Source organism: Stenotrophomonas genospecies 3 (assembly GCF_054473855.1).
Genome location: NZ_JBTMUR010000008.1, coordinates 247,119 through 260,338 on the forward strand (window position 1 = coordinate 247,119; position 13,220 = coordinate 260,338).

General features: G+C 66.9%; 8 protein-coding genes. 7 read left to right on the top strand and 1 reads right to left on the bottom strand.

Features of this window, described 5'->3' with window-relative positions; translation table 11 throughout:
• Positions 1–112 precede the first annotated feature (112 nt).
• The 4 genes from carB to recJ all read left to right on the top strand — a co-directional run bounded on the left by carB (position 113) and on the right by recJ (position 6,668).
• Positions 113–3,355, top strand: coding sequence for a carbamoyl-phosphate synthase large subunit (gene carB, locus ACX9OT_RS12930; protein WP_459002448.1), 3,243 nt, complete (start codon positions 113–115; stop codon positions 3,353–3,355).
• Between the two features lie 8 nt (positions 3,356–3,363).
• Entirely contained in the window at positions 3,364–3,828 is a 465-nt protein-coding gene (gene greA / locus ACX9OT_RS12935; protein ID WP_026347191.1) for a transcription elongation factor GreA, read from the top strand.
• Positions 3,829–3,832: 4 nt separating this feature from the next.
• Positions 3,833–4,750 (top strand): phosphoglycerate mutase, encoded by a 918-nt coding sequence (locus ACX9OT_RS12940; protein ID WP_458075144.1) that lies wholly within the window; start codon positions 3,833–3,835, stop codon positions 4,748–4,750.
• 160 nt (positions 4,751–4,910) lie between these two features.
• Complete coding sequence (recJ, locus tag ACX9OT_RS12945) at positions 4,911–6,668, top strand: single-stranded-DNA-specific exonuclease RecJ (RefSeq protein ID WP_459002450.1); 1,758 nt, start codon at positions 4,911–4,913, stop codon at positions 6,666–6,668.
• Positions 6,669–6,732: 64 nt separating this feature from the next.
• Here recJ and ACX9OT_RS12950 read toward each other — a convergent pair whose 3' ends face one another.
• Positions 6,733–7,767, bottom strand: coding sequence for a DUF1176 domain-containing protein (locus ACX9OT_RS12950; RefSeq protein ID WP_459002452.1), 1,035 nt, complete (start codon positions 7,765–7,767; stop codon positions 6,733–6,735).
• A 130-nt stretch (positions 7,768–7,897) separates the two neighbouring features.
• Here ACX9OT_RS12950 and ACX9OT_RS12955 point away from each other — a divergent pair, with 130 nt between their 5' ends.
• The 3 genes from ACX9OT_RS12955 (at position 7,898) to ACX9OT_RS12965 (ending at position 13,017) form a co-directional block, all read left to right on the top strand.
• On the top strand, positions 7,898–10,810 hold the full coding sequence (locus ACX9OT_RS12955; protein ID WP_459002454.1) for a DUF2135 domain-containing protein: 2,913 nt from the start codon (positions 7,898–7,900) through the stop codon (positions 10,808–10,810).
• A gap of 253 nt (positions 10,811–11,063) precedes the next feature.
• Positions 11,064–12,189 (top strand): peptide chain release factor 2 gene (prfB, locus tag ACX9OT_RS12960; RefSeq protein ID WP_097048047.1). Its coding sequence is split into 2 segments (ribosomal slippage): positions 11,064–11,138 and positions 11,140–12,189, totalling 1,125 coding nucleotides; the frame shifts between segments, so codons are not numbered across the junction.
• 45 nt (positions 12,190–12,234) lie between these two features.
• The gene (locus ACX9OT_RS12965) at positions 12,235–13,017 is read left to right on the top strand and encodes a helix-turn-helix transcriptional regulator (protein ID WP_046985666.1); all 783 of its coding nucleotides are present in this window, start codon (positions 12,235–12,237) and stop codon (positions 13,015–13,017) included.
• Positions 13,018–13,220 lie beyond the last annotated feature (203 nt).

Below are 13,220 nucleotides of genomic sequence, written 5' to 3' on the forward strand. Positions count from 1 at the left end.
ACCGTAAACCCCGCATCGCTGCTGCCCCTGGCGCGGCGCTGCGGTTCAAGATTCCTGATCGACAGCGTGCGATCACTCCCCCTTGTCACGCTGTACTGACTTAGAGAAGAAAATGCCCAAGCGCACTGACCTCAAGACCATCCTCATCATCGGTGCTGGCCCGATCGTCATCGGCCAGGCCTGCGAGTTCGACTACTCCGGCGCCCAGGCCTGCAAGGCCCTGCGTGACGAGGGTTACCGCGTGGTACTGGTCAACAGCAACCCGGCCACGATCATGACCGACCCGGAGATGGCCGACGCCGTCTACATCGAGCCGATCAACTGGCAGACGGTCGAGAAGATCATCGCCAAGGAAAAGCCCGATGCGCTGCTGCCGACCATGGGTGGCCAGACCGCGCTGAACTGCGCGCTGGACCTGGCCGACAACGGCGTGCTGGAGAAGTACAACGTCGAACTGATCGGCGCCAAGCGCGAAGCGATCCGCATGGCCGAAGACCGCGAGCTGTTCCGCGTGGCCATGGGTGAGATCGGCCTGGAATGCCCGACCGCCGCCGTCGCCCACACCCTAGACGAAGCGCTGGAGATCCAGACCCGCGTTGGCTACCCGACCATCATCCGCCCCAGCTTCACCCTGGGCGGCAGCGGTGGCGGCATCGCCTACAACCGCGAAGAGCTGGTCGAGATCGTCAGCCGCGGCCTGGAACTGTCGCCGACCACCGAAGTGCTGGTGGAAGAGTCGGTGCTGGGCTGGAAGGAGTTCGAGATGGAAGTGGTCCGCGATACCGCGGACAACTGCATCATCGTCTGCTCGATCGAGAACCTGGACCCGATGGGCGTGCACACCGGTGACTCGATCACCGTGGCGCCGGCGCAGACCCTGACCGACAAGGAGTACCAGCGCCTGCGCGATGCCTCCATCGCCGTGCTGCGCAAGATCGGCGTCGATACCGGTGGCTCGAACGTGCAGTTCGGCATCAACCCGAAGACCGGCCGCGTGGTCGTCATCGAGATGAACCCGCGCGTGTCGCGTTCCTCGGCGCTGGCCTCCAAGGCCACCGGCTTCCCGATCGCCAAGGTCGCCGCCAAGCTGGCCGTGGGTTACACCCTGGACGAACTGAAGAACGAAATCACCGGTGGCCTGACCCCGGCCTCGTTCGAGCCGTCCATCGATTACGTCGTCACCAAGATCCCGCGCTTCGCCTTCGAGAAGTTCCCGGCCGCCGACGCCCGCCTGACCACCCAGATGAAGTCGGTGGGTGAGGTGATGGCGATGGGCCGCACCTTCCAGGAGTCGGTGCAGAAGGCCCTGCGTGGCCTGGAAACCGGCAAGGTCGGCTTCGACCCGACCGGCCTGGACCTGGGCAACGAAGACGACCTGCAGACCCTGCGCCGCGAACTGAAGGCACCGGGTCCGGAGCGCCTGTTCTTCGTCGCCGATGCATTCCGCGCCGGCATGAGCGTGGAAGAGATCTACGCGCTGTCGTTCATCGATCACTGGTTCCTGGACCAGATCGAGGAAATCATCGCTGCCGAGGCTGAAGTCGCTGCTGGTGGCATCGACGCGCTGGACGCTGCACGCCTGCGCAAGCTGAAGCGCGCCGGTTTCTCCGACGCACGCCTGGCGCAGCTGACCGGCACCAACGAAGCCGCCATCCGCGCGCTGCGTCGTGCGCACAAGGTGCGCCCGGTCTACAAGCGCGTCGATTCCTGCGCCGGTGAGTTCTCCACCGGTACCGCCTACCTGTACTCGACCTACGAGGACGAGTGCGAGGCCGCGCCGAGCAACCGCGACAAGATCATGATCCTGGGCGGTGGCCCGAACCGCATCGGCCAGGGCATCGAGTTCGACTACTGCTGCGTGCACGCAGCACTGGCACTTCGCGAGGATGGCTATGAAACCATCATGGTCAACTGCAACCCGGAAACCGTGTCGACCGACTATGACACCTCCGACCGCCTGTACTTCGAGCCGCTGACCCTGGAAGACGTGCTGGAAATCGTCGAACTGGAACAGCCGAAGGGCGTGATCGTGCAGTACGGCGGCCAGACCCCGCTGAAGCTGGCGCGCGCGCTGGAAGCCAACGGCGTGCCGGTGATCGGCACCAGCCCGGACTCCATCGACCTGGCCGAAGACCGTGAGCGCTTCCAGCAGCTGGTCGACAAGCTGGGCCTGAAGCAGCCGCCGAACCGCATCGCCCGCAACGACCAGGAAGCCCTGCTGCTGGCCCGCGAGATCGGCTACCCGCTGGTGGTGCGCCCGAGCTACGTGCTGGGCGGCCGTGCGATGGAAATCGTCTACGGCGAAGCCGACCTGGCCCGCTACGTGCGCGACGCGGTGAAGGTGTCCAACGATTCGCCGGTGCTGCTGGACCGCTTCCTCGACAACGCCGTGGAGTGCGACGTCGACATCATTGCCGATGCCCAGGGCAACGTCCTGATCGGCGGCGTGATGGAGCACATCGAAGAAGCCGGCGTGCACTCGGGCGATTCTTCGTGCTCGCTGCCGCCGTACTCGCTGTCGGCTGAAACCCAGGCCGAGCTGCGTCGCCAGGTGGTGGAACTGGCCAAGGCCCTGAACGTGGTCGGCCTGATGAACACCCAGTTCGCGATCCAGACCAGCGATGAAGGTGCCGACACCATCTACCTGCTGGAAGTGAACCCGCGTGCCTCGCGCACCGTGCCGTTCGTGTCCAAGGCCACCGGCATGCCGCTGGCCAAGATCGCCGCCCGCTGCATGGCCGGCAAGACCCTGGCCGAGCAGGGCGCGACCAAGGAAATCGTGCCGGACTACTACTCGGTGAAGGAGGCGATCTTCCCGTTCGCCAAGTTCCAGGGCGTCGACCCGATCCTCGGGCCGGAGATGCGCTCCACCGGTGAGGTGATGGGCGTGGGCCGCACCTTCAACGCTGCCTTCGCGCGTGCGCAGGAAGCCGGTGGCATCAAGGCACCGCCGGTCGGCAAGGCCTTCGTCTCGGTCCGCGATCCGGACAAGAAGCGCGTGCTGCCGGTGGCCAAGGCGCTGCTGGCGCGTGGCTACAGCCTGGTCGCCACCCGTGGCACCGCCGCGTGGCTGCAGCAGCACGGCATGGACTGCGAGATCATCAACAAGGTGGTCGAAGGCCGTCCGCACATCGTCGACTCGATCAAGAACGGCGAGATCGTCTACATCGTCAACACGACCGAAGGTCGTTCGGCGATCAACGACTCGTTCTCGATCCGTCGCGAGGCGCTGCAGCATCGCGTCACCTACTCGACCACCATTGCCGGCGCCAAGGCGCTGGTGGATTCACTGGAATTCCGCGGCACCGGCCCCGTCTGGTCGCTGCAGGAGCTGCACAAGGAGTTGAATGCATGAGAGCCCCCATCACGATGAAGGGCGCGCAGAAGCTGCGCGACGAGCTGGATCACCTGAAGTCGGTCAAGCGCCCGAAGGTCATTGCGGCCATCGCCGAAGCGCGTGAGCATGGCGACCTGAAGGAAAATGCCGAGTACCACGCCGCGCGCGAGGAACAGGGCTTCATCGAAGGCCGCATCAAGCAGCTGGAAGGCGAGCTGTCGCACGCCGAGATCATCGACGTGAGCAAGCTCAATGCCGGCTCCAAGGTGGTGTTCGGCGCCAGCGTGACGCTGGCCGACGTGGAAACCGACGAAGAGAAGAAGTACCAGATCGTCGGTGACCTGGAAGCGGACATCAAGCTGGGCCTGATCGCCATCTCCTCGCCGGTGGCGCGCGCGATGATCGGCAAGCTGGAAGGCGATTCGATCGTGATCGACGCCCCGGCCGGCCAGCGCGAGTACGAGATCGTCAGCGTCAGCTACGTGGACTGACCCGGTGGCAACGGCGACCCTGCTGTTGCCCGCGCGCAGCCGCTTTGCAGCGGCTGCGCTGCCTGATGACGTGGCGCGTGCCCTGGGCCGCGCCAACGCCTCGCAGTTCGAAGCCGGCGAGCGGGCACAGCTGCAGCGCCATTTCACGGTCGCCGCGCCGCACTGGCCGGTGGCCGCACTGAGCCGCCAGCGTGACGTCGGCGATGCTGCCGGCGCATGCTGGCTGCGTGCCGATCCGGCCTGCATGGTGCCGGACATGCACGGCGCGCGGATGATGGCCTACGGCGAAACGTTGCGGCCGACCCTGGCCGACTGCCTGGCCCTGCTGCCGGTGCTGCAGCCGTTGTTCGCCGATGCCGGGTTCGTGCTCGACGCGCCCGATCCCTCGCGCTGGTACCTGCGGCTGCCGATCGACCTGGCCCTGCCGGACTTCGACAGTCCGGACGAGGTGCTGGGCGATGACCTGTTCTCGCACCTGCCGGAAGGCGAGGGTGGCCGCCGTTGGCGGGCGCTGATGACCGAAGCGCAGGTGCTGCTGCACAACCATTCCTGGAACCAGCAGCGCGTCGCGCAGGGACAACAGCCGATCAATTCGCTGTGGTTCTGGGGTGGCGGCGTGATGCCGGTGTCGGTCAGTACGGCGCATGCGCAGGTGCGCAGTCGTGATGCCCTGCTGCAGGGCCTGGCTCTGGCGGCAGGCGTGGCCGTGGATGGCGAGCAGGCGGTGGATGCACTGGTCGACCTGCGCCAGCTGCGCTCTTTGCAGCAGCTCGGCAATGATGCGATCCGTCCGCTGCTGGCTGCGCTGAAGCGTGGCGAGCTGCAGCGACTGGTGCTGGATTTCGAGGATGGCCTGCAGTTCCAGCTGGATCGTGGCCAGCGCTGGCAGTTCTGGAAAAAGCCGCGGCAGCTTCACGATTGAGCGGGGTCGGATCCGTTTTCCATCGGAAAACGGTTCTGACCCTGGACGTTTGCCGGGGTTGCCGGCCAGCGGCCGGCACTACCGCAGGAGCCGGGCGCAATCCCGCCAGCCTCTCCCACGCGCGGTATCATCCCTCTGTCTTTCGTAACCGGCGATGCCGATGTCCCTTGCCGCCGATGCCGTGCAGCCCACCTCTGATACGCCGATGATCCGCCGCCGCGATGCGTTCGTGCCCGGCAGCTGGCCGGAGGGCACGCTGCCGCTGCTGGCGCGGCTTTACGCCAGTCGTGGCGCAGGCACACCCGAACTGGCGCTGCCGAAGCTGGGCAGCCTGCATGCGCCCGAGCTGCTGACCGGCATCGATGATGCGGTGGGACTGCTGGTCGAGGCCATCGCCAACGACAAGCGCATCCTGGTGGTCGGCGATTTCGACTCCGATGGTGCTACCGCCTGTGCGGTCGGTGTGCGTGGCCTGCGCATGCTCGGCGCGCAGCATGTCTTCCACGCGGTGCCGAACCGCATGGTGCACGGCTATGGCCTGTCACCTTCACTGGTGGAGGAGTTGGCCGAGCTGAAACCGGACCTGCTGGTCACGGTCGATCACGGCATTGCCTGCCATGCGGGTGTGACTGCGGCCAAGGCGCGTGGCTGGCAGGTGCTGGTCACCGACCATCATCTTCCCGGCCCGCAGCTGCCGCCTGCCGATGTCATCGTCGATCCGAATCTGGACGGCGATGCCTTCCCCAGCAAGTCGTTGGCCGGTGTCGGCGTGATCTTCTACGTGCTGATGGCGCTGCGCCGGCAGATGCGCGAGGCCGGCGTCTTTGCCGATGGCAAGGGGCCGGACCTGACCACGCTGCTGGACCTGGTGGCGGTGGGCACCGTTGCCGACCTGGTGGCACTGGATCCGAACAACCGTGCGCTGGTCAGTGCGGGCCTACGCCGTCTACGCGCAGGGCAGGGCTGTGTCGGCCTGCGTGCGCTGATCGAAGCCAGTGGCCGTGATGCCGCGCGACTGACCGCCACTGATATCGGCTTCGCACTCGGCCCGCGCCTGAACGCTGCGGGCCGGCTGGAAGACATGGCGCTGGGCATCGCGCTGCTGCTGACCGAAGACCCGCGCCAGGCGCGCGAGATCGCGCAGACGCTGGAGCAGATCAATTCGGAACGGCGCGCAGTGCAGCAGTCGATGACCGATGACGCCGAGCAGGCGTTGACCCGCGTAGTGCTGGATATGGCAGGCCAGCGACCGGTGGCCGCCTGCCTGTTCGATGCCGACTGGCATCCCGGCGTGGTCGGCCTGGTCGCGTCGAAGATGAAGGATCGGCTGCATCGCCCGGTGATCGCCTTCGCGCCTGCAGAACCCGGTGCCGACACGCTGCGTGGCTCGGCGCGCTCGATTCCCGGCCTGCACATCCGTGACGCACTGGCGCTGGTCGATGCGCGGCATCCGGGACTGATCGAACGCTTCGGTGGGCATGCCATGGCGGCTGGATTGAGCATGCGGCTGGATCACGTCGATGACTTCAAGACCGCCTTCATCGCCGTGGTGCTGGAGATGCTCGACCCCGCGGCATTGCAGCAGCAGGTTCTCAGCGACGGCGAACTGGCCGCCGACGAGCTCGACCATCGCCACGCCGATGCGTTGCGCCTTGCCGGACCGTGGGGCCAGGGCTTCCCCGAGCCGCTGTTCGACGGCCACTTCGAAGTGGCCAACTGGCGCGTCCTGAAGGAGCGCCACCTGAAGCTGGAACTGCGCCTGCCGGGCGTGCCTGGCACGATCAATGCGATCCATTTCGGCGGCTGGCACGGCAACGCACCCGGCCGTCATGTGCATCTGGCCTATCGACTGGCCTGCGACGACTATCGCGGCGGCAGCGCCATCCAGCTGATCGTGGAGCACTGCCTGCCGGTTTGAGCGCCGCTTCGCGAGCGGGGCCGTGGGCGGCGCGCTATGCGTGGATCCAATCAACTGGCCAAGCTCAGGGCGTCACCTCGGTCACCAGCGTCGGCATGTGCCATGCACCCCCAGCCGCGACCAGCCGGCACAGGCCGGAGGTGGATTCATCGGTCTGCACAAAGCGGCGCCCGTCCCAGCCCCAACTCGCGGTGGACCAGCAATCGCCCAAGCCGCGGCCTTTGTGCGCCGAACTGATTACCCGACCATCGTCATCGCCGCCCGATGCGGTCACCAGTGTGGCCTTGAAGGGCGGTGCATCGTTCACTACCCAGTAACCGATGCCTTCGTTGTAGGCGCCACGCCAGCAGAGCGTAGACACCAGCAGGGAAGTCCTCCCCAGCCGGGACACGCGCAGCTCCTGCGGGCCGTCCACCATCGGCAGGCCTTCGGGTGTCAGTGCGACGCAGTCGCCGCCCGGGTTGGCCGCGGCCAGCGCCGCGCGCAGTGCGGGTGAGTGTTCCAGTGCGGCATCGGTGGCTCGTGCCGCCACCAATGGCGCCAGAACCAGCGTAGGCACCGGAAGTGCGGGAGGAACTGAGGCTTCGGCGCGCGACCCCTTGCGCATCAGCGCGCCGGGAGTCTCCAGCCGGCCCTGAAATTCGTCCATCTTCAGAAGCACCGCCGAGGCGCCACGATCGGACAGCGTCCAGCGCTGGCCATCGTTGCCGACCGCCACGATGCGGCTGCTGCGCGCCAGCGAGGCCAGGAGTGCCTTGGTCTGCGCTGTAGACAGTGTCGCCGTGTCTGCGGTCAACGACAGCACGCCCAGATCCTTGCCGTTGATCTGCAGCGACAGCTGTGTCGGCAGCTTGACCTCGTTGTACTGGCCCAGCATCAGTTCGGCGCTGACCGGCTGGCCGGGTCCGCCCTTGCGAGTCAGCAGCACCGACACCGGCAAGTTGCCGCCGACATCGTCCTGGTAGCCGGCGGCGCGGCAGGTACGGGTGTTGTCGCAGGCCAGCATCCAGTCGTAGTGGGCGAAGCGCAGCCCTTTCACGCTGCCAGCGGCGGCGGCGGCGGCCAGGACCAGCAGGATCAAGGCAATCAACGGGCGCATGGTGCATCCCTGTGTGGCGAGGACTTCCATGGTGCTGGTTGGAGGGGCGTGTGTCGATGCGAGCACAGGCGCCAACCCCATTACGGTTGCTGGTGCGTTCAAAGGTCCACGATCCCACTGGAGCCCGGTCATGGTCTTCGCCCGTTGCTGCACCGTGTTGTTGCTGGCCCTTGCGGCCTGGCCCGCTGGCGCACAGTCGCCGCCGATCTCCCGGCCGCAGGCCGCCACGCCGCTGCTGATCGTGCCGGCGGCTGAGCAGCCGGTTCAATTACGACACGCCCGCATCGAGGGCGAGGTGCAGGCCGGCATCGCTCAGACCCGGATCACCCTGGAATTCCATAACCCGAACCGGCGCGTGCTGGAGGGTGAGCTGCAGTTCCCGTTGGCCGATGGCCAGCAGATCTCCGGCTTCGCGCTTGATATCAACGGCGAGTTGCGCGAGGCGGTGCCGGTACCGAAGGACCGCGGCCGCCAGGTGTTCGAGGAGATTGCCCGCCGTGGCGTTGATCCGGGCCTGCTGGAACAGACCGCTGGCAACCAGTTCCGCCTGCGCATCTACCCGCTGCCGGCCGGCGGCAGTCGGCGCGTGCAGCTGGTGATGCGTGAGCCGTTGGCCTTCGACGGCCACGGCTGGCAGTGGACGCTGCCGCTGCAGTTCGCCGCCGGTGCAGCCTCGGTTGAACTGAAGCTGCAGGCCCCGGGCGCGACGGCCGCGGGTACGGCGCCCTTCCGCATCAGCGGGGGCCAGCTGCTGTGGCAGGGCAAGGGCGCGCAGTTGCCGCAGCAGCTGCAGTGGAACCTGCCGGCAGCACGTCAGGCGCAGGTCCAGGTGGCGCCCCGGCAGGACGGGCACTACCTGTTGGCACAGCTGCCGGTGGCGGCCAGCAGCACGCCGCGCACGTTGCCCAGCGAGATCGGCCTGCTGTGGGACGGCTCCGGTTCGGCGGGACAGCCCGATCGCTCGCGTGAGCTTGCCCTGCTGGATCGCTACTTCGCTGCGATGGGTGACGGCACCGTGGCCTTGACCGTGCTGCGGGATCGCGCCGAGTCGGTGCGTCGATTCCGTATCCGCGCCGGTAACTGGAGTGAGCTGCGTGCGGCACTGCAGGCCGTACGCCCGGACGGTGCCAGCGCGCTGGCGCAGTGGCAACCAGAGCAGAGGGTGAAGGAATACCTGCTGGTCAGCGATGGCCTGCTGACCTATGGGCCGGAACAGCTGCCGGCGATGGCGCCGGACCAGCGCCTGTTTGCGATCAGCAGCGCCGGTGCGCGCACCGATGCCGTGCGACTGCGTGGTTGGAGCGAAGCGCATGGCGGCCGCTTCGTTGCGCTGGGCAAGGATGTCGATGCGGCGGCGCGCGAGCTGCTGTCGTCGCCGTTGGATGTGCAGGTCGATGCGGGGCGCGGCGTGCAGGACGTGGTGATCGATCGTCGCAGTGAAGCCCATGGCTGGTTGTGGCTGCATGCACGACTGGCGGCCGACGGTGTGCCGATGCGGGTGCGCGTGGGTGGCGGCGAATGGCAGGCGCTGCCCGCCACGCAGAAGAGTGAAGACGGCGAGCTGCTGGCCGGCTTGTGGGCGCAGGCGCGCCTGCAGCAGCTGGCCGCCGACCGCCGTGGCAACCGCGAGGCGATGCAGCGCCTGTCGCAGCAGTTTGGCCTGGTCGGCCCGGACACCTCACTGATCGTGCTGGAGACGTTGGAGGACTACCTGCGCTATGCGATCCGCCCTTCGGGCACGCTGCGCGCCGAGTACGACGCCAGGTTCGCAGTGCAGGTAAGAGATCGCGGCGCTGCTGATCGCCAGCGTCTGGATGAAGTGGCGGCACGCTGGAAGGAGCGCCAGCAGTGGTGGAACCGCAGCTGGCCGAAGGGAATGCCGCCGCAGGCAAAGGGCGGGGCACTGGAAGTGGCCTCCGCGGACTACGCGATGGAATCAGCGCCGGTGGCGATGCTCGCCGCGCCGGCCCCGGCGGCACCACCCGCCCCGGCACCGATGGCCGCCGCCGCCGAGCAGCGCATGGAAGCCAGCAGCGCGCGTGCGCGTCGCTCAGCACCTGCATCGAACATGGCCCTCGATTCAATCACGGTCACTGGTGGCCGTGTCGCTGCGCCCGCTGCCGCCAACGAGGGCGAGCTCGGCATCCAGTTGGCGGCCTGGCAGCCGGACTCGGCCATCGCCAAGCGCCTGCGCGAGGGGCCGCCGTCGCAGTTGTATGACCGTTATCTGGCCGAGCGCGATGCCCACGCCGACAGCAGCGCATTCTTCCTCGATGTGGCGGACCTGCTGCTGGAGCAGGGCCAGCGCGAACTGGCACTGCGCGTGCTGTCGAACCTGGCCGAGATGGATCTGGACAACCGCCACCTGCTGCGTGTGCTCGGCTACCGGTTGATGCAGGCGGATGCCCCCGCACTGGCGGTGCCGGTGTTCGAGCAGGTGCTGGCGATGGGCCAGGAAGAACCGCAGAGCTTCCGCGATCTTGGCTTGGCACTGGCGGCTGCGGGCAAGCCGCAGCAGGCGCTGGCGCCGCTGTACCAGGTGGTGGTGCGGCCGTGGGACAATCGTTTCGATGGCATCGCCCTGATCGCGCTGGACGAGCTGAACAACCTGGTGGCACGCAGCACGCCCCGGCTGGATACCACCAGCATCGACCCGCGCCTGCTCCAGGCGATGCCGTTGGACCTGCGCGTGGTGCTGTCGTGGGACGCCGACAACAGTGACATGGACCTGTGGGTGACCGACCCGAACGGCGAGCGTGCCTACTACGGCAACCGCCAGACCTACCAGGGCGGGCGGATGTCGCAGGACTTCACCGGCGGCTATGGCCCCGAGCAGTTCTCGCTGCGTAACGCCAAGCCGGGCAAGTACAAGGTGGAGGCGAACTACTTTGGCAGCCGCCAGCAACTGGTCACCGGCGCGACGACACTGATGCTGCGTCTGACCACCCATTGGGGCACGGCAAAGCAGAAGGATCAGATGGTGACGATGCGACTGAAGGACCGCGCCGAGACCGTGCTGGTGGGCGAGTTCGAGGTTAAATAGTCAACTGCCCCAAGTGGCCGTCCGAGGGTGGGCCAAGGAAGACCCTCGTCGACGCCGCTCTGGGGCAAGGAGGCCCTGTGTGGGGTCGGCCGCAGCCTGGCCGGCTTCCCGCGCCAAGGCGGGTACCGCCTGCCTGAATGCAGCGCCGACGCATCACGCTCGAGCCTCCCCAGCGCAGGCCCAGGCCCTCATTCCGGGTACCCGCAGCCTGCGGTATCATTACCAGTCATCTTTTGAATGCATAACCGCCGACATGATCGAACTGAATCCTGTCCGCCAGCGCATCACCGATCTGACCGATCGCGTGCTGTCGCTTCGGGGGTATCTTTGACTACGACGCCAAGAAGGAGCGTCTTGAAGAAGTAACGCGGGAGCTGGAAAGCCCCGACGTCTGGAACAACGCCGAATACGCCCAGAACCTGGGCCGCGAACGTTCCAGCTTGGAAAAGACCGTGGGCGGCATCGCCTCGGTGCTGGACGGCCTGGCTGATGCCACCGAACTGCTTGAGCTGGCTGAGTCCGAACAGGACGAAGACACCGCGCTGGCCGTGGTCGCCGACCTGGACAAGCACCAGTCGCACGTGGAGAAGCTGGAGTTCCAGCGCATGTTCTCCGGCGAGATGGACAATGCTGCCGCGTTCGTCGACATCCAGGCCGGTGCCGGTGGCACCGAAGCCCAGGACTGGGCCGAGATCCTGCTGCGCATGTACCTGCGCTGGTGTGAATCGCGCGGCTGGAAGACCGAGCTGATGGAAGTCTCCGGTGGCGACGTCGCCGGCATCAAGTCGGCTACGCTGCGCGTGGAAGGCGACTATGCCTACGGCTGGCTGAAGACCGAGACCGGCGTGCACCGCCTGGTGCGCAAGTCGCCGTTCGACTCGGACAACCGCCGCCACACCAGCTTCACCTCGGTGTTCGTGTCGCCGGAAATCGATGACAACATCGACATCACCATCAACCCGGCCGACCTGCGGACCGACGTGTACCGTTCGTCCGGTGCCGGTGGCCAGCACGTGAACAAGACCGAGTCGGCGGTGCGTATCACCCACATCCCGACCAACATCGTCGTGGCCTGCCAGACCGGCCGCAGCCAGCACCAGAACCGCGACAACGCGATGAAGATGCTGGCCGCCAAGCTGTACGAGCTGGAGATCCAGAAGCGCAACGCCGAAAAGGACGCGGTCGAAGCCACCAAGTCCGACATCGGCTGGGGCAGCCAGATCCGCAATTACGTGCTCGACCAGAGCCGTATCAAGGATCTGCGTACTGGCATCGAGCGTTCGGATACTCAGAAGGTGCTGGACGGCGACCTCGACGAATTCGTCGAAGCCAGCCTGAAGGCCGGCCTGGCCGTGGGCTCCAAGCGCGTCGATGCCTGATCGACGTGCCTGCGCGGATATCATCACCCTCCGTGATGGAGGGCGATGATGCGCAGCGAAAGTGAACGCAAGGAACTCGGCGGCTTCCTCAAGGCCTGCCGCGCCCGTGTCGATCCCGCCACGCTCGGCCTCCCGGCCGGGCGCCGGCGCACCCCGGGCCTGAAGCGGGAGGAAGTCGCACTGGCGATCGGCGTCAGCGTCAGCTGGTACACCTGGATCGAACAGGGCCGCGAAGTGCGCGCTTCGCCGGAGGTGCTTGAGCGCTTGGCGCAGGTACTGCGAATGAGTGACGACGAACGCGCCTATGCCTTCGCGCTGTCCGGCTACGGTGTGCCACTGGAATCTCCCGATGAGACAGTGACCGATGGCCTGCGCCAGCTGGTCGAGGCCATGCAGCCGATCCCGGCCTACGTGCGCAATACCCGTTACGACATCCTGGCCTGGAACCCGGCCATCGCCGACCTGTTCGTGGACTACAGCCAGCTGGCGCCACATGAGCGCAACACGCTGCGGCTGATGTTCCTGTACCCGCCGTACCGCACGTTGATCCTCAACTGGGAAGAAATGACCCGCGGCCTGCTGGCCGGCTTCCGCGCGGCGATGGCGCAGGCGCCGGACAAGGCCCCGTTCCTGGCGCTGGCCGAGGACATCGCCGCGCACAGCGAGGAGTTCCGCCAGTGGTGGCCGGAGCACGACGTGCGCCGGTTCGACGAAGGCGCGAAGAAGCTGAACCACCCCACGCGCGGGTTGCTGGACCTGCAGTACGTGGCGCTGGTGCCGGAGAGCCGGCACGACCTGTCACTGGTTACCTACCTGCCGCGTAGGTAGGGGGTTGTTCGGCAGGGCTTGCAGCCCTGCACCTGCTTCAAGCCGAAGCAACGGCAACAGCAACAGCGAGCTATCCGTGGGTTGGCGGGGCGGTGTCGGAGTGCGGGGACGCCGCAAGTACGTCCGTGTAGCAACTGTGTTGCTGGAGAGTCTCAGGCCCGTCAGGTAAACGGGCACGGTAGTGCCGGCCGCTGGCCGGCAGC